At 57.8% G+C, this 22,945-nt stretch carries 29 protein-coding genes, 1 tRNA gene and 1 pseudogene; 10 read left to right on the forward strand and 21 right to left on the reverse strand.

Annotated elements, in window-relative coordinates; genetic code table 11:
* Nucleotides 1-153 (forward strand): annotated as a pseudogene (locus NR126_RS18855) (amino acid ABC transporter substrate-binding protein); the annotation flags it as partial.
* Nucleotides 154-323: 170 nt separating this feature from the next.
* Here the strand turns inward: NR126_RS18855 and NR126_RS18860 are convergent.
* From NR126_RS18860 to thrS, 9 genes are all read right to left on the reverse strand, one after another.
* Nucleotides 324-400 (reverse strand) — tRNA-Pro (locus NR126_RS18860).
* An 88-nt stretch (nucleotides 401-488) separates the two neighbouring features.
* On the reverse strand, nucleotides 489-845 hold the full coding sequence (locus NR126_RS18865) for a MerR family transcriptional regulator (protein ID WP_027620568.1): 357 nt from the start codon (nucleotides 843-845) through the stop codon (nucleotides 489-491).
* Complete coding sequence (gene ihfA / locus NR126_RS18870; protein WP_002553164.1) at nucleotides 826-1,128, reverse strand: integration host factor subunit alpha; 303 nt, start codon at nucleotides 1,126-1,128, stop codon at nucleotides 826-828. The genes NR126_RS18865 and ihfA overlap by 20 nt, the downstream gene beginning before the upstream one ends.
* Nucleotides 1,129-1,131: 3 nt before the next feature.
* Complete coding sequence (gene pheT, locus NR126_RS18875) at nucleotides 1,132-3,510, reverse strand: phenylalanine--tRNA ligase subunit beta (RefSeq protein ID WP_027620569.1); 2,379 nt, start codon at nucleotides 3,508-3,510, stop codon at nucleotides 1,132-1,134.
* 26 nt (nucleotides 3,511-3,536) lie between these two features.
* Nucleotides 3,537-4,553: a phenylalanine--tRNA ligase subunit alpha gene (gene pheS / locus NR126_RS18880; protein ID WP_027620570.1), complete on the reverse strand. Its 1,017-nt coding sequence runs from the start codon at nucleotides 4,551-4,553 to the stop codon at nucleotides 3,537-3,539.
* A 109-nt stretch (nucleotides 4,554-4,662) separates the two neighbouring features.
* A complete protein-coding gene (gene rplT / locus NR126_RS18885; protein ID WP_027620571.1) occupies nucleotides 4,663-5,019 on the reverse strand; it encodes a 50S ribosomal protein L20 in 357 nt (118 codons plus the stop codon).
* Nucleotides 5,020-5,047: 28 nt separating this feature from the next.
* Entirely contained in the window at nucleotides 5,048-5,242 is a 195-nt protein-coding gene (rpmI, locus tag NR126_RS18890; RefSeq protein WP_027620572.1) for a 50S ribosomal protein L35, read from the reverse strand.
* A 60-nt stretch (nucleotides 5,243-5,302) separates the two neighbouring features.
* Nucleotides 5,303-5,854: a translation initiation factor IF-3 gene (gene infC / locus NR126_RS18895; protein ID WP_170947229.1), complete on the reverse strand. Its 552-nt coding sequence runs from the start codon at nucleotides 5,852-5,854 to the stop codon at nucleotides 5,303-5,305.
* Nucleotides 5,854-7,776 carry a threonine--tRNA ligase gene (gene thrS / locus NR126_RS18900; protein WP_027620573.1) on the reverse strand — a complete coding sequence of 641 codons (1,923 nt, stop codon included), beginning with the start codon at nucleotides 7,774-7,776 and terminating at the stop codon, nucleotides 5,854-5,856. Before thrS ends, infC begins: the two co-directional genes overlap by 1 nt.
* A gap of 384 nt (nucleotides 7,777-8,160) precedes the next feature.
* On the opposite strand from thrS, the gene NR126_RS18905 reads away from it, so the two are divergent.
* Complete coding sequence (locus NR126_RS18905) at nucleotides 8,161-8,460, forward strand: hypothetical protein (RefSeq protein WP_027620574.1); 300 nt, start codon at nucleotides 8,161-8,163, stop codon at nucleotides 8,458-8,460.
* A gap of 292 nt (nucleotides 8,461-8,752) precedes the next feature.
* Nucleotides 8,753-8,965, forward strand: a complete 213-nt coding sequence (locus NR126_RS18910) for a cold-shock protein (protein ID WP_003179963.1) — start codon at nucleotides 8,753-8,755, stop codon at nucleotides 8,963-8,965.
* Nucleotides 8,966-9,036: 71 nt separating this feature from the next.
* Here NR126_RS18910 and NR126_RS18915 read toward each other — a convergent pair whose 3' ends face one another.
* Together NR126_RS18915 and NR126_RS18920 are read right to left on the reverse strand one after the other, a co-directional pair.
* Complete coding sequence (locus NR126_RS18915) at nucleotides 9,037-9,351, reverse strand: I78 family peptidase inhibitor (RefSeq protein ID WP_027620575.1); 315 nt, start codon at nucleotides 9,349-9,351, stop codon at nucleotides 9,037-9,039.
* Between the two features lie 170 nt (nucleotides 9,352-9,521).
* Entirely contained in the window at nucleotides 9,522-9,827 is a 306-nt protein-coding gene (locus NR126_RS18920; RefSeq protein WP_027620576.1) for a hypothetical protein, read from the reverse strand.
* 132 nt (nucleotides 9,828-9,959) lie between these two features.
* Here NR126_RS18920 and NR126_RS18925 point away from each other — a divergent pair, with 132 nt between their 5' ends.
* Nucleotides 9,960-10,172 (forward strand): hypothetical protein, encoded by a 213-nt coding sequence (locus NR126_RS18925; RefSeq protein WP_256830838.1) that lies wholly within the window; start codon nucleotides 9,960-9,962, stop codon nucleotides 10,170-10,172.
* An 8-nt stretch (nucleotides 10,173-10,180) separates the two neighbouring features.
* Here NR126_RS18925 and NR126_RS18930 read toward each other — a convergent pair whose 3' ends face one another.
* From NR126_RS18930 to NR126_RS18965, 8 genes are all read right to left on the reverse strand, one after another.
* A complete protein-coding gene (locus NR126_RS18930; RefSeq protein WP_027620578.1) occupies nucleotides 10,181-11,209 on the reverse strand; it encodes a nucleoside hydrolase in 1,029 nt (342 codons plus the stop codon).
* A 36-nt stretch (nucleotides 11,210-11,245) separates the two neighbouring features.
* The gene (rbsD, locus tag NR126_RS18935) at nucleotides 11,246-11,650 is read right to left on the reverse strand and encodes a D-ribose pyranase (protein ID WP_027620579.1); all 405 of its coding nucleotides are present in this window, start codon (nucleotides 11,648-11,650) and stop codon (nucleotides 11,246-11,248) included.
* Entirely contained in the window at nucleotides 11,647-12,564 is a 918-nt protein-coding gene (gene rbsK / locus NR126_RS18940) for a ribokinase (protein ID WP_027620580.1), read from the reverse strand. The genes rbsD and rbsK overlap by 4 nt, the downstream gene beginning before the upstream one ends.
* A 23-nt stretch (nucleotides 12,565-12,587) precedes the next feature.
* Nucleotides 12,588-13,607 (reverse strand): LacI family DNA-binding transcriptional regulator, encoded by a 1,020-nt coding sequence (locus tag NR126_RS18945; protein WP_027620581.1) that lies wholly within the window; start codon nucleotides 13,605-13,607, stop codon nucleotides 12,588-12,590.
* Nucleotides 13,608-13,610: 3 nt separating this feature from the next.
* On the reverse strand, nucleotides 13,611-14,588 hold the full coding sequence (locus tag NR126_RS18950) for an ABC transporter permease (protein WP_027620582.1): 978 nt from the start codon (nucleotides 14,586-14,588) through the stop codon (nucleotides 13,611-13,613).
* Nucleotides 14,585-16,138, reverse strand: coding sequence for a sugar ABC transporter ATP-binding protein (locus NR126_RS18955; protein WP_027620583.1), 1,554 nt, complete (start codon nucleotides 16,136-16,138; stop codon nucleotides 14,585-14,587). The genes NR126_RS18950 and NR126_RS18955 overlap by 4 nt, the downstream gene beginning before the upstream one ends.
* A 57-nt stretch (nucleotides 16,139-16,195) precedes the next feature.
* A complete protein-coding gene (locus tag NR126_RS18960) occupies nucleotides 16,196-17,152 on the reverse strand; it encodes a sugar ABC transporter substrate-binding protein (protein ID WP_027620584.1) in 957 nt (318 codons plus the stop codon).
* 220 nt (nucleotides 17,153-17,372) lie between these two features.
* Nucleotides 17,373-17,807, reverse strand: coding sequence for a hypothetical protein (locus NR126_RS18965; protein ID WP_027620585.1), 435 nt, complete (start codon nucleotides 17,805-17,807; stop codon nucleotides 17,373-17,375).
* Nucleotides 17,808-18,154: 347 nt separating this feature from the next.
* Here NR126_RS18965 and NR126_RS18970 point away from each other — a divergent pair, with 347 nt between their 5' ends.
* The 3 genes from NR126_RS18970 (at nucleotide 18,155) to NR126_RS18980 (ending at nucleotide 20,412) form a co-directional block, all read left to right on the forward strand.
* Nucleotides 18,155-19,243, forward strand: coding sequence for an asparaginase (locus tag NR126_RS18970; protein WP_027620586.1), 1,089 nt, complete (start codon nucleotides 18,155-18,157; stop codon nucleotides 19,241-19,243).
* 193 nt (nucleotides 19,244-19,436) lie between these two features.
* On the forward strand, nucleotides 19,437-19,718 hold the full coding sequence (locus NR126_RS18975; RefSeq protein WP_306218920.1) for a DUF1654 domain-containing protein: 282 nt from the start codon (nucleotides 19,437-19,439) through the stop codon (nucleotides 19,716-19,718).
* A gap of 4 nt (nucleotides 19,719-19,722) precedes the next feature.
* Nucleotides 19,723-20,412, forward strand: coding sequence for an endonuclease (locus tag NR126_RS18980; RefSeq protein WP_027620588.1), 690 nt, complete (start codon nucleotides 19,723-19,725; stop codon nucleotides 20,410-20,412).
* A gap of 95 nt (nucleotides 20,413-20,507) precedes the next feature.
* Here the strand turns inward: NR126_RS18980 and NR126_RS18985 are convergent, their stop codons facing one another.
* Nucleotides 20,508-20,873, reverse strand: coding sequence for a penicillin-binding protein activator LpoB (locus NR126_RS18985; protein WP_105754711.1), 366 nt, complete (start codon nucleotides 20,871-20,873; stop codon nucleotides 20,508-20,510).
* 246 nt (nucleotides 20,874-21,119) lie between these two features.
* On the opposite strand from NR126_RS18985, the gene csrA reads away from it, so the two are divergent.
* Nucleotides 21,120-21,311, forward strand: a complete 192-nt coding sequence (gene csrA, locus NR126_RS18990; protein ID WP_008028241.1) for a carbon storage regulator CsrA — start codon at nucleotides 21,120-21,122, stop codon at nucleotides 21,309-21,311.
* Nucleotides 21,312-21,505: 194 nt separating this feature from the next.
* On the opposite strand, the gene NR126_RS18995 is transcribed toward csrA, so the two are convergent.
* Nucleotides 21,506-21,961 (reverse strand): DUF2214 family protein, encoded by a 456-nt coding sequence (locus NR126_RS18995; protein ID WP_027620590.1) that lies wholly within the window; start codon nucleotides 21,959-21,961, stop codon nucleotides 21,506-21,508.
* 285 nt (nucleotides 21,962-22,246) lie between these two features.
* On the opposite strand from NR126_RS18995, the gene NR126_RS19000 reads away from it, so the two are divergent.
* Nucleotides 22,247-22,459, forward strand: a complete 213-nt coding sequence (locus tag NR126_RS19000; RefSeq protein ID WP_146118219.1) for a hypothetical protein — start codon at nucleotides 22,247-22,249, stop codon at nucleotides 22,457-22,459.
* Between the two features lie 60 nt (nucleotides 22,460-22,519).
* Nucleotides 22,520-22,759 carry a hypothetical protein gene (locus NR126_RS19005; RefSeq protein ID WP_033866411.1) on the forward strand — a complete coding sequence of 80 codons (240 nt, stop codon included), beginning with the start codon at nucleotides 22,520-22,522 and terminating at the stop codon, nucleotides 22,757-22,759.
* Nucleotides 22,760-22,945 lie beyond the last annotated feature (186 nt).

The following is a 22,945-nucleotide window of genomic DNA, read 5'->3' on the forward strand; positions in this document are numbered from 1 at the left end:
TTCGTCTCGGGCGAAATCAACGCCATCTACGATAAATGGTTTACTCAGCCCATCCCTCCCAAAGGCTTGAATCTCAAATTCCCCATGAGCGCAGAACTCAAAACAATCATCGCCCAACCCAACGACCAACCGGCGCCGGAAAAGGCTCTTTAACGGTCGTCCCCTTCTGCTCGAGCGACCAGGACACAGCGAGGCACTCTCCTCGCGCCATGACCTTTGTATCAGCTGAAGATTCCACCAAGAGCCAGAGCTTTTGTAGGGGTAAAAACACCTAAAAATAAAAAGGGGTCGCGAGATAAAATCTCGCAACCCCTTGAATTATATGGTCGGGACGGAGTGATTCGAACACTCGACCCCTAGCACCCCATGCTAGTGCGCTACCGGACTGCGCTACGCCCCGACTAGGCGTGTTACCTGTTGCTGTTCTCGAAGAACGCTCAAGAATATATCGCAAGCTTTTGAAAACTGGAAGTATTTAAAGCAAGTTTTTATTTCTTGAGGACCACCAGTACATCTTCGAGCTCGGAGATCATCTGGCGGATCATTTGCTTGTACTGGGTGGTGTCGTCTTTGGCCTCGTCACCGGACAATCGCAAGCGTGCGCCGCCTATGGTGAACCCCTGATCATAAAGCAACGCGCGGATCTGCCGGATCATCAGCACGTCTTGTCGCTGATAATACCGGCGGTTTCCGCGGCGTTTGACGGGGTTGAGTTGAGGAAACTCCTGCTCCCAATAGCGCAGTACGTGCGGCTTTACCGCACACAGCTCGCTGACTTCACCAATGGTGAAGTAGCGTTTGCCTGGGATGACGGGAAGCTCGTCGTTATGACTTGGTTCCAGCATAAGCCTCAACTCGGGCCTTCAACTTCTGCCCTGGACGAAAGGTGACCACACGGCGAGCCGTGATCGGGATTTCTTCCCCCGTTTTCGGATTGCGGCCAGGCCGCTGGCGTTTGTCCCGAAGGTCGAAATTGCCGAAACCGGACAATTTGACTTGTTCGTTGTCTTCGAGCGCGTGCCTGATTTCTTCAAAAAACAGTTCGACCAATTCCTTGGCCTCCCGTTTGTTCAGGCCCAGCTCTTCATACAGACGTTCCGCCATCTCAGCTTTCGTCAGAGCCCCCATACGTCACTTCCTTAACGTGGCGTTCAACCTTTGTTCGAGCGAGGTGAGGATGTTTTGCGTCGTGGTATTCACCTCATCGTCATTAAGAGTGCGCGATGGATGCTGCCAGGTCAAGCCAACGGCAAGGCTTTTTCTATGAGGATCAATGCCTTTACCCTGATAAACGTCAAAGAGCCTGAGCTCTGTCAGCCATTCGCCTGCATTTTCACGGATTACTTCCATGACGGCACTGGCGGCAACGCCGGCATCGGCCAGCAGTGCGAGGTCACGACGAACTTCAGGAAAGCGCGATAACTCGTGGAATTTCGGCATTTTGCCCAAGGCCACTTCGCTCAATACCAGCTCGAAGACGAACACCGGACGGTCGAGACCGAGAGTTTTCGACAGCTCAGGGTGAATCGCGCCGACGTAACCGACTTCGCGACCTTCACGCTCGATGCGCGCAGTTTGCCCCGGGTGCAGCGCCGGGTGTTTGCCTGGCACGAACGTGAACGAATCCAGTGCACCAGCAAAGCCCAGCACCGCCTCCACATCAGCCTTGATGTCGAAGAAATCCACCACATCACGACCCTGCGCCCAGCCTTCCGGCAGACGGCTGCCGCACACCACGCCAGCCAGCATTGGCTCTTGCTTAAGGCCGTCCAGTTGACCGACAAAACGCAAGCCGCTCTCGAACAGACGGACGCGATCCTGCTGACGGTTCAAGTTGTGCTGCAACGACTTGACCAGGCCCGGCCACAGGGACGAACGCATGGCCGCCATGTCGTTGGAGATTGGGTTGGCCAGCAACAGCGGTTCAACGCCCGGATTGAACAGTTCGGACTGTTTTGGATCGATGAAGCTGTAGGTGATCGCTTCCTGGTAACCACGCGCTACCAGCAGGCGACGCAATTCAGGCAATTCGCTACGAGCTTCAGCCTTGGCCTGTGGTGCCAGGCGAGCTTGCGGGTAGCGAACCGGCAGGCGGTTGTAGCCATACAGGCGCGCCAGTTCTTCGATCAGATCGACTTCCAGGCTGATATCGAAGCGATGGCTTGGCACTTCTACGCGCCACTGCCCTTCTCCATCGGCAGAGATGGTCAGGCCCAGAGCACTGAGCAGACGCTCGACTTCGGCCGGGTCCATTTCCATGCCCAGCATCTGGGTGATGCGTTGGGCGCGCAGGGTGATCGGGGCGATCGATGGCAGGTGCTGCTCGCTGACGGTCTCGATGATCGGGCCAGCGTCGCCACCGGTGATCTCCAGCAGCAGGCCAGTGGCACGCTCCATGGCTTCACGGGCCAGTTGCCAGTCCACGCCACGCTCGTAGCGGTGCGAAGCGTCGGTATGCAGGCCATAGGAACGGGCTTTGCCGGCGACTGCGATCTGGTCGAAAAATGCGCTTTCGAGGAACACGTCGCGCGTAGTTGCGCTGACGCCGCTGTGCTCGCCGCCCATGATGCCGGCGATTGCCAGGGCACGGGTGTGGTCGGCGATGACCAGGGTATCGGCACGCAGGCTGACCTCCTGACCGTCGAGCAGTACCAGCTTCTCGCCTTCTTCGGCCATGCGCACGCGAATCCCACCGTTGATTTCGGCAAGATCGAAGGCGTGCAACGGCTGCCCCAGCTCCAACATCACGTAGTTGGTGATATCGACGGCAGCATCGATGCTGCGCACGTCGGCACGACGCAAGCGCTCGACCATCCACAGCGGCGTAGGACGGGACAGGTCGACGTTGCGAACCACCCGGCCCAGATAACGCGGGCACGCAGCCGGCGCCAGCACTTCGACCGGACGCACTTCGTCGTGGGCGGCCGGCACGCTAGCTACCAACGGACGGCTGACAGGCGCGGCATACAGCGCGCCAACTTCACGTGCCAGGCCGGCCAGGGACAGGCAGTCGCCACGGTTCGGGGTCAGATCAACCTCGATGCTGGCATCTTCCAGGTCCAGGTAAACGCGGAAATCCTCACCCACCGGCGCATCGGCCGGCAGCTCCATCAGACCGTCATTGCCCTCACCCACCTGCAGCTCGGATTGCGAGCACAGCATGCCGTTGGACTCGACGCCACGCAGCTTGGCCTTCTTGATCTTGAAGTCGCCAGGCAGTTCGGCACCGATCATGGCGAACGGGATTTTCAGGCCCGGGCGTACGTTCGGCGCGCCGCAGACCACTTGGAACGTTTCCGCGCCATTGCTGACCTGGCAAACACGCAACTTGTCAGCGTCCGGGTGCTGCTCGGTGCTCAGCACCTCGCCCACTACCACGCCCTTGAAAACACCGGCGGCCGGGGTAACGCTATCGACCTCAAGACCGGCCATCGACAGACGAGCAACCAGCTCATCGCGACTTACCTGCGGGCTTACCCAGCCACGCAGCCATTGTTCACTGAATTTCATCCTGCTCTCCTAAGAATTCGTTACGACTAGCGAAATTGCGCGAGGAACCGCAAGTCGTTGTCGAAGAACAGACGCAAGTCGTTCACGCCGTAACGCAGCATGGCCAGACGCTCAACGCCCATGCCGAAGGCAAAGCCGGAAAACTCTTCCGGGTCGATGCCGGACATGCGCAGCACGTTCGGGTGAACCATGCCGCAGCCCATGACTTCCAGCCAACCGGTCTGCTTGCAGACACGGCAGCCTTTACCGCTGCACATCACGCATTCCATATCGACTTCAGCGGATGGCTCGGTGAACGGGAAATAAGAAGGACGGAAGCGTACGGCCAGTTCTTTTTCAAAGAACACCCGCAGGAACTCCTCGATGGTGCCCTTCAGGTCGGCGAAATTGATATCGCGGTCGACCAGCAGGCCTTCGACCTGGTGGAACATCGGGGAGTGAGTGATATCGGAGTCGCTACGGTACACACGGCCTGGGCAGACGATGCGGATCGGCGGCTGCTGCGATTCCATGGTGCGGACCTGTACCGGTGAGGTATGGGTGCGCAACAGCATGTTCGCATTGAAATAGAAGGTGTCGTGCATCGACCGGGCCGGGTGATGGCCTGGGATGTTGAGCGCCTCGAAGTTGTGGTAATCGTCTTCGACCTCAGGGCCTTCGGCGATGCCGTAGCCGATATGGGTGAAGAATTGTTCGATACGTTCCAGAGTCCGGGTAACCGGATGCAGACCACCGGAGGTCTGGCCACGGCCAGGCAGGGTCACGTCAATGGACTCGGCGGACAGTTTGGCTGCCAGGTCGGCCGCTTCAAACAGCGCCTTGCGCGCATTGAGAACCTCTGTGACACGCTCCTTGGCAACGTTGATCAGGGCGCCGACCTGCGGACGCTCCTCTGCCGGCAAATTCCCCAGGGTCTTCATCACCTGAGTCAATTCACCTTTTTTACCAAGGTAGTGAACCCGGATTTGCTCCAGGGCATTGATATCTTCAGCGCTTTGCACAGCCTCTAGTGCTTGAGAGACCAGCGCATCCAGGTTTTCCATGTACAGACTCCAGATACAAAATAGGGGAAGAGCTTGAAGGCTCTTCCCCTATTTATGACGTTTAACACCGGACCCCACAGAGGTGAGGCCTGGTGACTGTCGGGGGTACTTAAGCCAGGATGGCTTTAGCTTTCTCGACAATCGCAGCAAACGCCGCTTTTTCGTTCACTGCCAGATCAGCCAGAACCTTACGGTCGATCTCGATGGACGCTTTTTTCAGGCCGGCGATGAAACGGCTGTAGGACAGACCGTTGATACGAGCACCAGCGTTGATACGAGCGATCCACAGAGCGCGGAACTGACGTTTTTTCTGACGACGGTCACGGTAGGCGTATTGGCCTGCCTTGATTACCGCTTGCTTGGCAACACGGAATACGCGCGAGCGAGCGCCGTAGTAGCCTTTAGCAAGTTTCAGAATTTTTTTGTGACGCTTACGGGCAATGACGCCACGCTTTACACGAGCCATGAGTTACTTCCTCTATTCTTGACTAAAATTAACGAAGGCGCAGCATGCGCTCGACTTTTGCCACGTCAGACGCGTGCAGCAAGCTGCTACCGCGCAGTTGACGCTTACGCTTGGTCGACATTTTGGTCAGGATGTGGCTCTTGAAAGCGTGCTTGTGCTTGATACCGTTAGCAGTTTTCAGAAACCGCTTAGCAGCACCACTTTTGGTCTTCATTTTTGGCATGTTCGGATACTCCGCATTCAGTTGATAAACATAATCAGAAGGCCTGCCGTGCCCTGTTGATTACTTCTTCTTTTTCGGGGCGATGACCATGATCAGCTGGCGTCCTTCCATCTTAGGATGCTGTTCGACCGAACCGTACTCGAGCAGGTCAGCTTCAACCCGCTTGAGGAGTTCCATCCCCAGCTCCTGGTGGGCCATCTCACGGCCGCGGAATCGCAAGGATACCTTGGCCCTGTCCCCGTCACTCAGGAAACGTACCAGGTTGCGCAGTTTTACCTGGTAATCCCCTTCCTCCGTCCCTGGACGAAACTTGATTTCTTTAACCTGGATCTGCTTCTGATTTTTCTTGGCCGCGGCAACCTGCTTCTTCTTTTCGAAGATCGATTTGCCGTAGTCCATCAGCTTGCAAACAGGAGGTACTGCATCGGCGGAAATTTCCACCAAATCGAGCTTGGCTTCTTCAGCCTTAAGAAGCGCGTCTTCAATTGACACAATCCCAAGCTGCTCACCTTCAGCCCCAATTAACCGAACCTCGCGTGCCGAGATATTCTCGTTGATCGGGGCTTTCGGTGCAGCTCGTTTATCTTGTCTCATTTCACGCTTAATAATAATTACTCCGAATCTGGGCGACCACGCCGGGAAACCGCTTGCGCGAGAAACTCAGCGAACTGGGCGACGGGCATCGAGCCCAGGTCAGCACCTTCACGAGTACGCACAGCGACAGTCTGCATCTCGACTTCCCGATCTCCGATAACCAAGAGATAAGGAACCTTGAGCAAAGTATGCTCGCGGATTTTAAAGCCGATCTTTTCATTTCTCAAGTCAGACTTGGCACGAAAACCGCTTTGGTTGAGAGTTTTTTCAACCTCAGCCGCAAAATCTGCCTGTTTATCAGTGATATTCATGATCACTGCCTGGGTCGGAGCCAGCCATGCGGGGAACGCGCCCTCGTAGTGCTCGATCAGGATGCCGACGAAACGCTCGAAGGATCCGAGGATCGCCCGGTGCAGCATGACCGGGTGCTTGCGACTGTTGTCTTCGGAGACGTATTCGGCTCCCAGACGGATTGGCAGGTTAAAATCGAGCTGCAAGGTACCACATTGCCAGACACGACCAAGGCAATCTTTTAGCGAGAACTCGATCTTCGGACCGTAGAAAGCACCCTCGCCCGGCTGCAGATCGTACGCAAGGCCCGCACTGTCTAGCGCTGCGGCCAGTGCCGATTCGGCGCGATCCCACAATTCGTCGGAACCAACGCGTTTTTCCGGACGAGTGGACAGCTTCATCTCGATGTCTTTAAAGCCAAAGTCGGCGTAGACATCCATGGTCAGCTTGATAAACGCAGCGGATTCGGCCTGCATCTGCTCTTCGGTGCAGAAGATGTGGGCATCGTCCTGGGTAAAGGCACGGACGCGCATAATGCCGTGCAGGGCACCCGACGGCTCGTTACGGTGGCAGGCACCAAACTCGGCCAGACGCATCGGCAGTTCGCGGTAGCTCTTCAAGCCCTGGTTGAACACCTGCACGTGGCACGGGCAGTTCATCGGCTTGATGGCGTAGTCGCGGCTTTCCGACTCAGTGGTGAACATGTTGTCGGCGTAGTTGGCCCAGTGCCCGGATTTCTCCCACAGGCTACGGTCAACCACTTGCGGCGTCTTGATCTCCAGGTAGCCGTTTTCACGCTGTACCTTGCGCATGTACTGCTCGAGTACCTGGTACAGGGTCCAGCCGTTCGGGTGCCAGAACACCATGCCCGGGGCTTCTTCCTGGGTATGGAACAGGCCAAGACGCTTGCCGATCTTGCGATGGTCGCGCTTTTCAGCTTCTTCGATACGCTGGATGTAAGCCGCCAGTTGCTTCTTGTCGGCCCAGGCGGTGCCGTAGACGCGCTGCAGCTGCTCATTCTTGGCATCACCGCGCCAGTAGGCGCCGGAGAGCTTGGTCAGCTTGAAGGACTTCAGGAAACGGGTATTCGGCACGTGCGGACCGCGGCACATGTCGACATATTCTTCGTGGTAATACAGGCCCATGGCCTGTTCGCTCGGCATGTCCTCGACCAGGCGCAGCTTGTAATCTTCGCCGCGCTGGGAGAACACATCGATCACTTCAGCACGCGGAGTGACTTTCTTGATGACGTCGTAATCTTTTTCGATCAGCAGGTGCATGCGCTGTTCGATGGCGGCCAGGTCGTCCGGAGTGAAAGGACGCTCGTAGGCGATGTCGTAATAGAAGCCTTCTTCAATGACCGGACCGATCACCATTTTCGCCGTTGGGTACAGCTGTTTGACCGCGTGGCCAATCAGGTGCGCGCAAGAGTGGCGAATGATTTCCAGCCCCTCTTCGTCTTTGGGCGTAATGATTTGCAGCGTAGCGTCGCTATCGATGACATCGCAGGCATCGACCAGCTTGCCGTTGACCTTGCCGGCCACGGTGGCCTTGGCCAGGCCGGCGCCAATGGAGGCGGCGACTTCGGCTACGGATACCGGATGATCGAACGAACGTTGACTGCCGTCGGGAAGAGTAATAGTGGGCATGGCGCCTCCTCTCCTAGTGGTGACCCCTACCAAAGGTCACGTGGGTTGGGATGAGCAGCCAGTACGCGACTCAGTCCAGGCCATTCAATGATGAACGCCTGCCTTACAGCGGCAGGAGCCTTGCGGCCAACCGGGAACCGAACCAGAGTGACTGGAGATCAAATCAGGGTTATTCGGACATTGACCGCGCCGGAGAACAGATCATCCAGGGCCTGAAAATATCCAAGCGGGGAATCCTAGCACAGATGAACGGTCACCGCTGCGCACACGTTGCGCGGTAAGGGAATTCAGGGCAAATACCGGGCAAAACTGAACTTGAGGTGTACGAAGCGCATCAAATGCCCTGAGAATCGCGACACTTAACTGACCCTCAGGAGTTTTCTCATGCGTCTTACGAGACTTTTCGCCTTGGCCGCGCCATTGGCCATGTTGTTGCCGTTGAGTGCTCATGCGGCATGGCCTGCCGGGATGCGCGCTGACTTCATGAAGGATTGCAGCGGCGCCGCCGAAAAAACCATTGGCAAAGCTAATGCCGACAAGCATTGCGCGTGCGGCGCAAACGAACTGGATAAAAAGTTTTCCACCGACGAAATCAAGCAACTCATGAGCAAAGAGCAAGCTCCGTCGCCTGAACTGGTTCAGAAAGCCCAAGCGGCGATTGCCTCCTGCAAGGCCCAGCGATAACGATTTTTCCAGGCAGTTTTTCCGCCCCAACCTACCGAAACCGGCGAAAAAACTGCCAAAAACTACATTTCAGACAGCTTTTTCAGCTTTTTTTATGGCTTTTGTTTTCGACTGAAACCCTTGTAAACCGGGGCCTCCAGCCGTTTCAAAGCGGAAAGAATGCGCAACTGTCTGGCAAACAGTGCTGTCGGGGGGGTGCCAAGTCGAACATTTCGACTATGATACCCGGGTGTGCCCAGTTGGCCTGAGCAGCACAGTACTACTGAAAATATATGTTTCTTGGAGATACACCATGTCTAATCGCCAAACCGGCACCGTTAAATGGTTCAACGATGAAAAAGGCTTCGGCTTCATCACTCCTCAAGGTGGCGGTGACGACCTGTTCGTACACTTCAAAGCTATCGAAAGCGACGGTTTCAAAAGCCTGAAAGAAGGCCAAACCGTTTCCTTCGTGGCTGAGAAAGGCCAAAAGGGTATGCAAGCTGCACAGGTTCGCCCAGAGTAATTTCTCGGCGCACTAAAAAAACCCCGTCCAAGTGACGGGGTTTTTTATGGGCGATACAAAACCTGCTGCGATCAGCCGCAGTTGACCCGGTTGATCACCAGGTTGGCGTCGGTATTCAGGTTCAGGCGATCGGAGCGGTATTCCAGGGTGATCATGTCGTTCGGCCGCAGGATCCTTGCGCTTTGCGAGCCGGAGCGGGTGCGGGCCTCTTCGAGCAATTGCGGCGAAGCCTTCTTGCCCAGGGTGAACTCGGCCGCCGTTGCGTCACAGCGACCGCTGCCAGCCTCGGCTGCGACAGGGCCCTTGGCCGATTCAGACGTGGCGGTGCAACCGGCCAACATGGCAACCGCCAGCACAGTACCCAATGACGCGAGCTTCCAAGGCATGACGCCTCCTTTCAATAATTAAGCTGAATTCGTGCAACAACCGACCATCGTCGAGACGTTTGGTTCAGGGTAGCGGCCATCACCTTGCCCTCCCGGACGTCGAACGCGCAAGTTTGCCTGAGCCTCCCGGCCCTGTTCAGCGCACAATCGTGACTGAATATGAACAGCACTCAGTAAACATCAATGTAATCGTAGGGAGGATTGGGCCAGTTTTCTTTTAGCGCGTTGAAGATCTGCATGACCCAGACTTCATCACTGGCAGCGACTCGTCCGACATAGCCGGATCCTTTTGCCCAGGTTTCCAGGCGAAATAGTAGGTGGTCAATGTCGGTACCGCCCACCACCCCTGACGAAATGTAGGCAATACCGCCCTTGGTCACCCGCAGCTGGGTGTGTTCATCATCGCTGGCAGAAGCCAGCAATTGGCGAACGGCCTCGAGAGTCAGGCCGTCAGGCGTGTTCAAATCGATCTGCACAACCAGGTTCCTGAACGTTGATCAAAGACCAAGTGTCGCATAGCCCTGCGTTGCTGCCTAAGTCGGAGTGCCAAACGCGGCACAAAATGGTTAACTCGACACTCAGACCTTTCCTACTTCACGAGCATCACCATGAACAGCGTAAGCATCGAAGCCGCCATCAAAGTTAATTGGCCACAGGGCCATAGTTCCTACAGCCCTGGCAGCCCGGAAGAACTTGCGCTCCTCAGCATCGACCTGCTCGTCAAGGCCCTTGGCGCCGAAGCAGCCCATACCTTTATTGCGCAAATTCTCGAAAAATACCCACTAGGGCAGAAGCTGGCCCCAGCGTCCGAACGGGCCTGAGGTGCAACTTACTTCAGGCGGGCGAGGCGCTCGGTCAGCAGATCGAAAAAGCCCTGCGCATCGCCACTCTCGACCCAGAACGCATTTTTCGGCGCCTTGAGGCCATCGTACCAATCGACGATGGTCTGGCCGAAGGTTGGCCCTTCACGACTGTCGATCACCACATTGACCTCACGACCACTGAACAGCTCAGGCTTGAGCAGATAGGCGATGACCGTGGCGTCATGCACCGGTCCACCAGGTAAGCCGTAGTGCTCCATGTCGCCTTTGACGTACTCGTTAAGAATGCCCCCCACCAGTTTGCTGGCGCGGTTGTTCAAGGCCGCGATCTGCTTGAGGCGCGCCTCGCTGGTGAGGATCTTGTGGGTCACGTCCAGCGGCAGGTAGGTGAGCTTGACCCCGCTCTTGAGCACCACTTCGGCGGCCTGCGGGTCGGCGAACAGGTTGAACTCGGCGACCGGGGTGATGTTGCCGCCATTGAAGTGCGCCCCGCCCATGATCACCACTTCCTTGATGCCCTGGGTGATGTCCGGCGCCTGGATCAACGCCAGCGCCAGGTTGGTCTGCGGTCCGAGCATGGCAATGGTGATGCTGTGGGGCTCGGCGGCACGCAAGGTGTCGATCAGGTAGTTGACGGCGTTGCCCGCTGCCAGCCCGGCCTTGGGCTCATGCACCGACACGCCGGACAGACCTTCCATGCCATGGATATCCTCGGCATAGATGGGCGTGCGCATGAGCGGTTTAGGCGCGCCAGCATAGACCGGCACCTCCTCGCGCCCTGCCCACTCCCGGGCCAGACGCGCATTTCGCGACGTCTTGTCCAGGCGCACATTGCCCGCCACCGCGGTCAGGGCGCGAATGTTCAACTCCTCTGGCGATGCCAGGGCGAACAGCAACGCCACGACGTCGTCCGCCCCCGGGTCCGTGTCGATGATCAGTTCGATTTTTTGCGCCGCGTGGGCGCCGGTAGCGGTTAGCAGAGTCAAAAGCAGCAGGCTCCGGAGTGAAAGGCACAGTCGTTGAGCATAGCGTTGCATGGCGCGTTCCTTGTGCATGAGTGAAGCGAATCCGAGTTAGAAGGTCACTCCGGCGATCAGGGCGATGTTGCAGTACGGCTGACACTCGCCCGTACGAACAATCGCTCGTGCCTGCCGGCTGAGTTGCTTGAATGCCTCATGGCTGAGTAACCGCCGCTGGCCGATCGCCCCCTGGACTGACAGCTGTTCGAGCGCCTGTAACGGTGCGGGACGGGCTTGCAGGATTTCGTCGGCGAGCACATGGCTTTCCACCTGCATCTCGCTGAGCACCACGTTCAGGGTGCTGATGAAGTCGGGAATGCCCTGAGTCAGGGCCAGGTCGATCAACTCGACGCCAGGCGGCACGGGTAAACCGGCGTCACCGATTACCAGCACATCGCCATGACCGAGCGAGGCGATTAGACGCGACAAGGCAATGTTAAGCAGTGGAGTCTTTTTCATGAGGGTTTGAAGGCCTGGACGTCGGACAGCGTCGGAATCGAAGGTTGGGCGCCGGCACGGGTCACCGACAACGCCGCCGCGATCTGGCCGAAACCAATCGCCTCAGCCTCGCTTTTGCCCGCCGCCAGCGCCGCAGCGAAGCCACCGACAAAGGTGTCGCCAGCCGCCGTGGTGTCGACCGCCTTGACCTTGGGCGCCGGGAAATGTGTGAAGCCGTGGCCATCGGCAAACAGTGCCCCCTGAGCACCAAGGGTGATGATCACCTTGCCCGTGCCCATTGCAATCAAGCGGCTCGCGGCCGTTTCGGCAGTCTCCCGGGAGTCCACGGGTAAACCGCTCAACGCCGAGGCTTCGCTTTCATTGGGGATCAGGTAATCGATGCAAGCGTACCAGTGGGCTGGCAGCGGTCGACTGGCCGGGGCCGGATTGAGTATGACGGTCTTGCCCAACTCCCGCGCGCGCTGCAGGACATGTCCCACCGTGGCGTCAGGCACTTCCAACTGACAGATGACCACCTGTGCCGCCTGCAGCACCGGATCGAACTGATCGATCAGGGTCGGTGTCAGCGCACCGTTGGCACCGGCAACAATCACGATTGCGTTCTGGCTTTGGTCATCGACCACAATCAACGCCACACCACTCGCACCCTCGACACGGCTGACCGCCTGGCAATCAATGCCCTCGACCAGCAGCGCGTCACGCAACTCGGCGCCATAGGCGTCGCTGCCGACACAGCCGAGCATCGATACCTGCGCCCCGAGACGGGCCGCGGCAACTGCCTGGTTGGCACCCTTGCCGCCTGAGACCGTGGCAAAGGAATGGCCAATCAGGGTTTCCCCGCCCACCGGCAGACGCGGCGCCCGGGTCACCAAATCCATATTCAAACTGCCTACTACTGCTACTTTTGCTGACATACATCGTTACTCATCAAGTCGTTTCAGCGGTACTGATCAAAGACGCCGGACAACGGCGCGGTCGACTCACGCAACACAATGTCGGGCGTGACGATCCGTTGCCCGGTCGCCAATTGCGGGCTGGCGATGCGGCGCAACAACGCTTGCGCGGCCATTTCCCCCAGTTGCAGGATCGACTGGCCGACGGTAGTCAGTGCCGGGTAGACATAGCGGCTCATCTGAATATCGTCGAAGCCGATCACCGACAGCTCGCTCGGCACTCGGATATTGCGCTCGGCAGCCGCCCGCAACACGCCGATGCCCATCATGTCGTTGCCGGCGAAGATCGCGCTCGGCGGATTCTTCTCGAGCAAAGTGGCAGCCGCCTGGTAACCACCGGGACTGGTAAAGTCGCTTTCGAGCATGCGGGCGCTCGGCACTTTGACCGCAGCCTCCTTCAACGCCCGGCAGAAACCGGCCAGGCGCATCTGCGCCACGCTGGTGTGCGCCGGTCCGCCGATACAGGCGATATCCCGATGGCCGAGTTCCAGCAGGTGCCGGGTGGCCAGGTAAGCGCCATACTCGTGGTCGATCCGTACCAGGTCGGCATCCAGCCCTTCCAGGCCACGGTCGACGATGACCATGGGCGTGCGCACACCGGCCAAGCCCTGGGCCAGACCGCTGTCGCCACCTGCCGAGGCGACGATCAGGCCGTCGATGCGTTTCTCCAGGAGAACCCGCAGGTAACTGCGTTGCTTGTCCGGGTTATCGTCGGAGTTGCAGAGGATCACGCAATAGCCGTTCCGCTCGCAGTAATCCTCGATACCGCGCGCCAGTTCGGCAAAGTACGGGTTGAGACTGTTGGGCACCAGCAGGCCGATGGTCGCGGTGGTCTTGGCTTTCAGTGAACGCGCCACCGCACTGGGCACGTAGTCCAGGCGCTGAATCGCCGCCTCGACTTTGATCCGCACCTCGTCACTTACCGGTCGAGTTTTGTTCAGTACATGCGACACCGTGGTGTAGGAAATACCCGCGAGTGCCGCCACATCCTTGATCGTCGCCATGATTCAGCTCCGACGACGCGCGCGTTGACTGCGATAGGTATCGAGGACCACAGCGATCACGATCACCGCGCCGGTGATGATGCGCTTGGTCGGCTCGGTGGCGCCGATTTGCGCCAACCCGGCCGCCAGCACGGAAATGATCAGCACGCCGAAGAAGGTACTGATCACCGAGCCACGCCCTCCCATCAGGCTGGTTCCGCCGATGACCACCGCCGCGATCACTTGCAGCTCCAGGCCGGAACCCGCGTTGGGGTCGGCCGCCTCCAGGCGCGAGATCTGGAACAGCGCGGCAACGCCGGCCAGCAGCCCCATCAGACTGAACACCAGGACCTTGTAGGGTTTTGGATTGATACCTGCCAGACGTACCGCCTCTTCGTTGGTACCAATGCCGATCAGGTAGCGACCGAACACAGTACGAGTCAGCACCGCCTGAGCGATAAAAATGATCAGCAGCGCAATGATGAACGACGGCGAAATGCCAAAGGCAATCGGGTTGGACAACCAGGCGAAGGCATCGCCGATGTAGGCCGTACGCGAGCCGGTCATCTGGTACGCCACGCCTCGGGCCATTTCCAGCACCCCCAGCGACACGATGAATGACGGAATGCGCCAGGCCACCGTGATCGAGCCGGTAATGGTCCCGGCCAACGCCGCGGCCGCCATACCCAGCAATGCGGCCGGCAGCACGCTCCAGCCCCACCCCAGGATCGCCACGCTGACCGTCGACGCCGCGAGCGCGAGCACCGAGCCGACCGACAGATCGATGCCGCCGATAATCAACACAAAGGTCATGCCCACCGCCAACACCATCAAGTCGGGGATCTGGTTGGCCAGCGTGCTGAACGTCTCGTAGGAAAGAAAATGGCTGCTCAGTACCGAGAACAGCGCAATCATTGCCAGCAAGGCCCCCGCCAGGCCCAGGTAACTGCCCAGGCCATAAAAGTTGCCACTACGTTTGCCAGCAGACACAGCAGTTTTCATCGAAGCTCCCCAGGCGCTGCTGCATCGAGCAACGCATCACGTTTTTGGTAGCCGGCAAAAGCGGCGGCAAGCAATTCATCCTGGCTCCAGTTATCACGCTCGAACGTCTCGACCAGGCGCCCGGCCGATAACACGCCGATCCGGTCACAGATCAACATCAGTTCCCGCAGATCACTGGACACCACCACCAGCGCCTTGCCTTGCCGAGTCAATTCGCCGAGCAAGGCGTAAATATCGAACTTGGCGCCGACGTCGATTCCTCGGGTCGGTTCATCGAACATCAGCACCGAACAGTCGCGCTCCAGCCAGCGGCCGATCACCACTTTCTGCTGGTTGCCACCCGACAGCTCGGACACCAGCTGGGTCGGACTGGAGCTGCGAATACGCATGGCATCAATTTGCCGTTGTGCCAGCGCGATCTCGTCACCCGAGTTGACGATGCCGGCACTGGAAATCTCCGCCATGTTGCCCAGGGCGATGTTGGTACTGATCGACTGGGTTAGCAGCAGGCCTTCGCCTTTGCGGTCTTCGGTAATCAACGCAATGCCCTGCCCCACGGCATCGGCCGGCGAACGGATACTCACCACCCGGGCCGGCGAACCCAGGGCAACCGTGCCGGAGTCGGCGGCGTCGGCGCCGAAAATCAGACGCAGCAGTTCCGTGCGTCCTGCGCCGATCAAGCCGGAAATACCGAAAATCTCACCACTGCGCACGGCAAAGGAAACGTCGCAGACCTTGTCCGAGCGCGTCAGCCCGCTCACTGTCAATGCCGTCGCACCGATCTGCCGAGGCCCCAGGTCGATGTGTTCGCCCAGCTCGCGGCCCACCATCAGGTTGACCAATTGTTCACTGTTGTAGTTGGCCATGGGTTCGACGCAGACCAGATGACCGTCGCGCAGTACCGCAATGCGCTGGGCCACTCGCGCCAGTTCTTCGAGACGATGGGAGATGTAAACAATCGATACGCCGCGGGCCTGCAGGCGGGTGATCTGGTCAAACAGCATCTCCACTTCACGCGCCGTCAGCATTGCCGTGGGCTCATCGAGAATCAGCACATGGCAATCGCCGATCAGGTTGCGGGCGATTTCCACCATTTGCTGATGGCCGATCCCCAGCTCGCTTACCAGCGTGTCCGGATCGATGGCATCGAGGCCGACTTGCGCCATGGCTTCGATTGCCGCCTTGCGCAGCTGCTTGCGGCTGATCCAGCCACCCTTGCTCGGCAGGTTATCGAGGAACAGGTTCTCCGCGACTGACAGGGTCGGCAGCAAATTGAGTTCCTGCATAACCATGCGAATCCCCAGCGCTTCAGCCTGGGTTCGACTGCCGGGGCAGTAAGCCTGCCCCTGAAATTGCATATGGCCGGTGGTGGGCGTGACCAAGCCGCCGATGATCTTCGACAGGGTACTTTTGCCCGCGCCGTTTTCACCGGTCAACGCCAGCACTTCACCGCGCATCAGCGTCAGGTCAATGCCGGTCAATACCGGTTGCGCATAGGTTTTGCCGACACCGCTGACCGAAAGCACCGGGTTCGAGGCAGGCTCTGACATAAGAGAATCTCCGTGCGCTCGCCCGTACGGACGAGCGCCATTGCGTCGCCGACAGGGTTACTGGGTGACCAGCTCGACCGGTGTTTCGATTACACCATTGACGCCGCTGTCGACCTTTTCGCCCTTGAGCATTTTCAGCGCGGTCTCGATGCCGAACACGGCCTGCTTCGCGGCGAACTGGTCGGCGGTGGCCAGGACACGACCGTCCTTGAGCATTGGCTTGATGGCATTGATATTGTCGTAGCCCACCACCTGGACCTTGCCAGCCTTGCCCGCTGCACGCACCGCCGAAACGGCGCCGACGGCCATGCTGTCGTTACCTGCCAGCAGGGCCTTGATGTTCGGGTATTCGCTGAGCATCGAGGCGGCTACCTGGTTGCCCTTGTTGATTTCCCAGTCGCCGGATTGCAAGGACACCACCTTGATCTGCGCAGCCTCCATTGCATCCTTGAAGCCTGCGGTACGGGCCTGGGCATTGGTGGTGGTGGAAACCCCTTCAATGATGCCCACTTCATCGCCGGCCTTGAGTTGCTTGGCCAGGTATTCACCGACCAGGCGCGCGCCCTTGCGGTTGTCAGGACCTACAAACGGCACGCTGATGTTCTTGCTCTTGAGCACATCCGGGTCGAGTTGGTTATCGATGTTGATCACGGTGATGCCGGCATCTACGGCCTTCTTGATCACCGGCACCATGGCTTTCGAGTCGGCGGGGGCAATCACCAGCGCGTTGACCTTGGAGACGATCATCTGTTCGACGATGCGAATTTGGTTGGCGGTATCGGTTTCGTCCTTGATGCCGTTGGATATCAGCTCGAAGTCAGCCGGATGTTCTTTCTGGTAAGCCTTGGCGCCATCTTCCATGGTCAGGAAGAACTCGTTGGCCAGGGATTTCATGACCAGGGCGACCTTGGGTTTTTCCGGGGTGTCGGCGAATGCCGAAGAAAGGGGCAAGGAGGTTGCGGCGGCAGCCAGGATGGCGACAGCAAGAAGACGTCCAGCAAATGGCAGCTTCATGGGTTCACTCCGTTCTTATGATTATTGTGAGCAACGCCTGGCGCAGGCTTGAACAATGACAGACGTAACCGAAGGTGCCTCACCGTCGAAATCAAGTCATCAGAATGAGCGCGCAAACGTTTGCGTAACCCGAACTATGGAAACTGCCCGCCGATTTGTCAACGCCTGGTGTGTGTCCCGTTTCGCATTCCTGGCCGATCGGCGCTCGGTCCTCTACCAATCAAGCCGTGGTGTTGACCACTGCACCCGACGAAGCATTGCCCACCGCTTTCATCAACGCCGCCGCCACTTGCAGTAGCGCCGAGTTGGTGGTGGCAATTTGCGCCTGGAGAGCCGCTACCACACTGGCTTTGGTTTCAGGGTTCGGATAGGTAGCAGCCTGGGCAGCAGCCAGTTGCTGCTGTTGTTTTTCCAGCAACTTCTGCAACTCTTTCATGCGCTTGACCAGGGTCTCGACGGTGATGTCACCGCTGGACGATTCGCTGGCTGCACTTGCCTTGGGCTGCAGTTGAGCGCCGGAAACGGTTGTGCCAGCGCCCTCTTCATCATCCGCCGAAACCGCGTCCGCCGCAGTTCCTGACGCCTGCGCAACGGACAAAGGTCTATCGTTAAAACTGATCGCTCCGCCGGAGTTGAAGCCAACCGTCAAACTCATCTGTGAAGTCCTTGAAAATATGATCCTTGAAAAAATATCGGCTGCGGGGAGCGCTTCTTGAGCGAAAGAGAACCCAGCCGTCGCGTAGGAAGAGCCTCAAATCAATGTAGGAAATTTCGGACAACCGAACGTATTCAGGCGAGATGATCGGATTTCCGGACGCACTTGGTTACAGCGACGTCACCATCATAATTTTTATCGTTATTTTTCAATAACTTATAATAACAAAAATATTTAGTTACCTCTGGTACAGATCCTGCTCTAACCCGCTACCCCCGGCATTCAGATCGCCAGGGGGATCTAGATGAACCTGCATCAGCACCGTCATCACCACTAGAGAGAAAATAATGAAATCTGCGTTCAATACCCTTGTTCCGGGCGCCTTGGCCCTTCTGCTGTTGCTCCCGACTGCACTGCAGGCAAAAGAAGTCGCCGCCGAGCAAAAGCTGGCGAATGTGGTCATCCTGGCCACCGGCGGTACCATTGCTGGCGCGGGCGCCAGCGCCGCCAACAGCGCAACCTATCAAGCCGCTAAGGTCGGTATCGAACAACTGATCGCCGGCGTACCGGAGTTGAGCCAGGTGGCCAACGTCCGCGGCGAGCAGGTCATGCAAATCGCCTCAGAGAGCATCACCAACGAAAACCTGCTGCAACTGGGCCGCCGCGTGGCCGAGCTAGCCGACAGCAAGGATGTCGATGGCATCGTCATCACCCACGGTACCGATACCCTGGAAGAAACCGCTTACTTCCTCAATCTGGTGGAAAAGACCGACAAGCCAATCGTGGTCGTCGGCTCGATGCGTCCGGGCACTGCCATGTCGGCTGACGGCATGCTCAACCTGTACAACGCCGTGGCGGTAGCCGGCAGCAAGGACGCACGCGGCAAAGGCGTACTGGTGACCATGAACGACGAGATCCAGTCGGGTCGCGATGTCAGCAAGATGGTCAACATCAAGACCGAAGCATTCAAGAGCCCATGGGGCCCGATGGGCATGGTCGTTGAAGGCAAATCCTACTGGTTCCGCTTGCCTGCCAAGCGTCACACCATGGATTCCGAGTTCGACATCAAGACCATCAAGAGCCTGCCAGACGTCGAAATCGCCTACTCCTACGGTAACGTCAGCGATACCGCCTACAAGGCCCTGGCACAATCCGGCGCCAAAGCGATCATCCACGCCGGCACCGGCAATGGTTCGGTGTCTTCGCGCGTCGTGCCTGCCTTGCAAGCCCTGCGTAAAGACGGCGTGCAGATCATTCGTTCTTCCCACGTCAACGCCGGTGGTTTCGTACTGCGCAACGCAGAACAGCCTGACGACAAATACGACTGGGTGGTTGCCCACGACTTGAACCCGCAAAAAGCTCGCATCCTGGCCATGGTCGCCCTGACCAAGACCTCGGATAGCAAGGAACTGCAGCGGATGTTCTGGGAATACTGATGGATGCCGTCCGACCCGCCCGGGTCGGACGCTTACCCGTACCATCCGCCGTTTCCGGCGGCTGGTGCCATCGCAGCAAACCTCCTGCCCCGCAAAAAAACTTCCTCCCCCATGCACTAAAAGCCAAAAATCAAGGTCACAGGATTCTCTTGAATTTTAAGCAGTTGCGAAAATGCTTACAGTTAAATACTGTATGCACGTACAGCTTAATAAGGACTCCTCCGTGGCCACGACTTCTGCAGCAAACAGCACCCCTCCAGGCGCCTATGAAAGGCTCGGCTTACGCGTTCAGAAAATCATCAATTCGCCGAACGCGCAAAAAGCCAAGGCGGCCTTGATCTTCCGACTCCCGGACGAACCCGTGGAGGATTGGGAACGCCTGCTGGAAGAAATAGCTGAAAACGACAACGTTACCCTCGCCTACCGCGACGACGGTGGCGTACAGATTTTCTGGGTCGTGCCGAAGGAAGACTGAGTCAATGATTGTTCGTTTTTTTGCTTTGCTGATGCTCCTGGTGGCGGTCAGCGCCAATGCGCAGGCCCCCCGCACCTTTACCGAAGCCAAGAAAGTTGCCTGGAAACTCTACGCACCGCAGTCCACCGAGTTTTATTGCGGCTGCAAGTACACCGGAAATCGGGTTGACCTCAAGGCGTGTGGTTACGTGCCGCGCAAAAACGCCAACCGGGCAGCACGGATCGAGTGGGAGCACATCGTTCCGGCCTGGCAAATCGGGCACCAGCGTCAATGCTGGCAGGACGGTGGTCGAAAAAACTGCACCCGCAACGACCCTACCTACCAGCGTGCGGAAGCGGACCTGCACAACCTGGTGCCGAGTATTGGCGAGGTCAACGGAGATCGCAGCAACTTCAGCTTTGGCTGGCTGCCAGAGCAAAGCGGCCAGTATGGTTCATGCCTGACCCAGGTAGATTTCAAGGCCAAGAAGGTCATGCCCCGCCCCTCCATTCGGGGGATGATCGCCCGCACATACTTCTATATGAGCAAGCAATACGGCTTGCGCCTTTCGAAGCAGGACCGGCAACTGTACGAAGCCTGGAACAAAACCTACCCGGTACAAGCCTGGGAGCAGCAACGCAACCAGAAGGTCGCGTGCGTCATGGGACGCGCCAATGAGTTTGTCGGACCCGTCGACATGAAGATGTGCGGCTAAGTGATGAAAAAAGGCCCGGTGCATGGCACCGGGCCTTTTACGTTTGCAGTCCACCCTCTCTACCCATGCCAGGCCGCCGCAACGCTCACGAAAAATTACTCTGCGTTGCTGTGCTCGATAACCAGGGTTTCGATGTTCTGTTTCTTCGCCTTGACCAGCGCAGCGGACACAGCTGCCTGTTTGGCCTCGGCCTCGGCCCGGGAGTTGAACGGGCCGACCAGAACCTGTTGTTTGCCCTCGCGCGTGACTACGTACGAAACAAAGCTATGCTCGATCAACCACCCGGCGAGATCGCTGACAGCTTGCGGAGTCGAACCTTGTACCAACACATCCCATTGCGGTGCAGCAGCTTCATTCTGAGTAGAAACCACCGGAGCCTGAGGCTTTTTCGACGCTTGCTGGTCTCGCTCACCGCAGCCGGCCAGGACCAATACCGCGATCACCCACATCATTCTGCGCACAGTTTTTCCTCGCAATACCAAAGGAAGAGATCTTATCACTCAAAAATGATTCTCAACCCAGGCAAACAGGGCATAAAACAGCGAGAATGATGCTTGAAGCCTCTGTATAGTCGCACCCCGGGAATTAATGCGGCGTCTGCGCGTCACAAAGATGCACCCAAACCGTGACACTTCGCACTAATCTATACGTATGACCGACATCTGCACACGAGTCAGGTGCCTTACAAAGCTATCAAGGAGAAGATCATGCTGATACTCACCCGCAAAGTCGGTGAAAGCATAAACATCGGTGACGACATTACGATCACCATACTGGGCGTTAGCGGCCAGCAGGTCAGAATTGGCATCAATGCCCCGAAAGACGTTGCGGTGCATCGAGAAGAAATCTACCAGCGCATCCAGGCAGGCTTGACTGCCCCGGACAAGCCGCAAAGCTGAGCCTCGAACAGTGATCAGTAGCCAGCCTGCTGCTGCATGGCCAAGGCTGGCTAAAGATTCTGGAAGTCTTGCCCCGCGCTCTTGAGTCCCCAGCGGGCCGCCGCAACAAGATGTCGATACTAACGGAATGTCCCGCTCGACGATGTCAGGCGATTCTCATTTTCAGGGTCGAAATCGGCTGCTCCTACTGCCCTTCAACCGAATGTCACGCCACGTGCCATGCCGGATGCGGCCACGACCATCAAGACCAAAAACAGCGCTTCAATATGACAGACACGCGCGTATAAACCCGTGCGCCTGACATTCAGTGCAGTCTTGCGCGCCAAGGCAATCCGCCATTTGACCAGCGTGACCATTGGCGCGATCTCCAGTACCAGGATGACCACGAACAAGGTCATTTTCAGGTGGAAAAGTGGCTGATGCAGGTAATAGTCCGTGCCCTTCTCGTACCCGCCAAACGCCCTGAAGCCACCGCTCACCAGCAGAATAATCGCTGATATCCCCCAAAGGTTGTCCGCCAGCAATACACGCCTGGCACCCTCGCCATTCGCGGTGACCTGGCGCAGGGCCGTAGCACGGGACAACACCGCCCATAACGCCAATCCATAGGCCAGCAGGTGTATTGCCGCGAGAAACCAGTGGGCAAGCATTGGATAACTCCCTATTTGAAACCCGTCGCCGAGGTCCAGAAAGGTGTAGTTCATATCCCGGCGGTTCGCCCGCCGCCGTATAGACCTGTCACAGATTCGTCATAGCATTCGTACAAAATCCAGCAGGCCAAAGGGATTTGGCTCCTTCTTCCCCAGACCCATCGCTCGACAGGATTACCGGCATAACCGCTTATCAGAGCGGTGCAATTGCAGACTGATCCTACATACCTCTACGCGTATCGAATCTAAGCTGTAACAATCGCTCTGCAAGGATTCGCAACACACGTGATTACCTACGCTGCTATCGCTTTTGCAGTCATTGTCATTGTTACGCTGGGCATGGCCTTGTATGGCTGGCATCGCCATTTGCGTAACGATGAAGACGTGCCTGCGCCCCCACTTTCCTCCCCCGAGACCACCACGCCGCCAGAAAAAAAAGACCTGGGGGGCACGGTTGATAAAACGACACCTCATCGGATTTCCATGCGCAGCCCTTGATCTGAAGGCAAGTAGCCACTATTCCTTAGGCTTACTGTCTTAATGTCACCGGGGGCGAACATGAATCCACGTTTTGTTGTGGTTCCGGCAATTCCAGTCGAGACAGAGACGGTGCGTGAAGGCGGTCGCTTCTACTGCAAAACCGCGCCGATCCAATTCAATCTTTACGACAATCAGGACAAGCAACGCCTGGCGCCCACCTACCCGAGCCGCCAGGACGCCGAGGACGAGTGCCAGAGGCTCAACACCGAACGGCTGCAGAGTATCCTCGACACCCATCTGCATCTGAACAAGGCCTAGCGAACGGCACCACCTTTGGGGAATCCCCCCATTAAAGGCACAGCGGCAAGTCGAGAAATCTGACCAGCCAAGGGGCCACCTCAACAATCATCCAGTTGACCAGAAGGCACGTAATAACAAAGGTCGCCAAGAATCTGCGGGTGCTCCACTGCATCATTTAACACCTCCTGGATCAGCCGTCTGCCC

This window comes from Pseudomonas sp. Pse1 (assembly GCF_024519635.1).
Taxonomy (GTDB): domain Bacteria; phylum Pseudomonadota; class Gammaproteobacteria; order Pseudomonadales; family Pseudomonadaceae; genus Aquipseudomonas.

Excerpts from the sequence above, each read along its gene's own strand:
- NR126_RS18865 (WP_027620568.1), bottom strand. The coding sequence starts at position 845 with ATGCTGGAACCAAGTCATAACGACGAGCTTCCCGTCATCCCAGGCAAA.
- ihfA (WP_002553164.1), bottom strand. The coding sequence starts at position 1,128 with ATGGGGGCTCTGACGAAAGCTGAGATGGCGGAACGTCTGTATGAAGAG.
- pheT (WP_027620569.1), bottom strand. The coding sequence starts at position 3,510 with ATGAAATTCAGTGAACAATGGCTGCGTGGCTGGGTAAGCCCGCAGGTA.
- pheS (WP_027620570.1), bottom strand. The coding sequence starts at position 4,553 with ATGGAAAACCTGGATGCGCTGGTCTCTCAAGCACTAGAGGCTGTGCAA.
- rplT (WP_027620571.1), bottom strand. The coding sequence starts at position 5,019 with ATGGCTCGTGTAAAGCGTGGCGTCATTGCCCGTAAGCGTCACAAAAAA.
- rpmI (WP_027620572.1), bottom strand. The coding sequence starts at position 5,242 with ATGCCAAAAATGAAGACCAAAAGTGGTGCTGCTAAGCGGTTTCTGAAA.
- thrS (WP_027620573.1), bottom strand. The coding sequence starts at position 7,776 with ATGCCCACTATTACTCTTCCCGACGGCAGTCAACGTTCGTTCGATCAT.
- NR126_RS18905 (WP_027620574.1), top strand. The coding sequence starts at position 8,161 with ATGCGTCTTACGAGACTTTTCGCCTTGGCCGCGCCATTGGCCATGTTG.
- NR126_RS18910 (WP_003179963.1), top strand. The coding sequence starts at position 8,753 with ATGTCTAATCGCCAAACCGGCACCGTTAAATGGTTCAACGATGAAAAA.
- NR126_RS18915 (WP_027620575.1), bottom strand. The coding sequence starts at position 9,351 with ATGCCTTGGAAGCTCGCGTCATTGGGTACTGTGCTGGCGGTTGCCATG.
- NR126_RS18925 (WP_256830838.1), top strand. The coding sequence starts at position 9,960 with ATGAACAGCGTAAGCATCGAAGCCGCCATCAAAGTTAATTGGCCACAG.
- NR126_RS18930 (WP_027620578.1), bottom strand. The coding sequence starts at position 11,209 with ATGCAACGCTATGCTCAACGACTGTGCCTTTCACTCCGGAGCCTGCTG.
- rbsD (WP_027620579.1), bottom strand. The coding sequence starts at position 11,650 with ATGAAAAAGACTCCACTGCTTAACATTGCCTTGTCGCGTCTAATCGCC.
- rbsK (WP_027620580.1), bottom strand. The coding sequence starts at position 12,564 with ATGTCAGCAAAAGTAGCAGTAGTAGGCAGTTTGAATATGGATTTGGTG.
- NR126_RS18945 (WP_027620581.1), bottom strand. The coding sequence starts at position 13,607 with ATGGCGACGATCAAGGATGTGGCGGCACTCGCGGGTATTTCCTACACC.
- NR126_RS18950 (WP_027620582.1), bottom strand. The coding sequence starts at position 14,588 with ATGAAAACTGCTGTGTCTGCTGGCAAACGTAGTGGCAACTTTTATGGC.
- NR126_RS18955 (WP_027620583.1), bottom strand. The coding sequence starts at position 16,138 with ATGTCAGAGCCTGCCTCGAACCCGGTGCTTTCGGTCAGCGGTGTCGGC.
- NR126_RS18960 (WP_027620584.1), bottom strand. The coding sequence starts at position 17,152 with ATGAAGCTGCCATTTGCTGGACGTCTTCTTGCTGTCGCCATCCTGGCT.
- NR126_RS18965 (WP_027620585.1), bottom strand. The coding sequence starts at position 17,807 with ATGAGTTTGACGGTTGGCTTCAACTCCGGCGGAGCGATCAGTTTTAAC.
- NR126_RS18970 (WP_027620586.1), top strand. The coding sequence starts at position 18,155 with ATGAAATCTGCGTTCAATACCCTTGTTCCGGGCGCCTTGGCCCTTCTG.
- NR126_RS18975 (WP_306218920.1), top strand. The coding sequence starts at position 19,437 with ATGCACGTACAGCTTAATAAGGACTCCTCCGTGGCCACGACTTCTGCA.
- NR126_RS18980 (WP_027620588.1), top strand. The coding sequence starts at position 19,723 with ATGATTGTTCGTTTTTTTGCTTTGCTGATGCTCCTGGTGGCGGTCAGC.
- csrA (WP_008028241.1), top strand. The coding sequence starts at position 21,120 with ATGCTGATACTCACCCGCAAAGTCGGTGAAAGCATAAACATCGGTGAC.
- NR126_RS18995 (WP_027620590.1), bottom strand. The coding sequence starts at position 21,961 with ATGCTTGCCCACTGGTTTCTCGCGGCAATACACCTGCTGGCCTATGGA.
- NR126_RS19005 (WP_033866411.1), top strand. The coding sequence starts at position 22,520 with ATGAATCCACGTTTTGTTGTGGTTCCGGCAATTCCAGTCGAGACAGAG.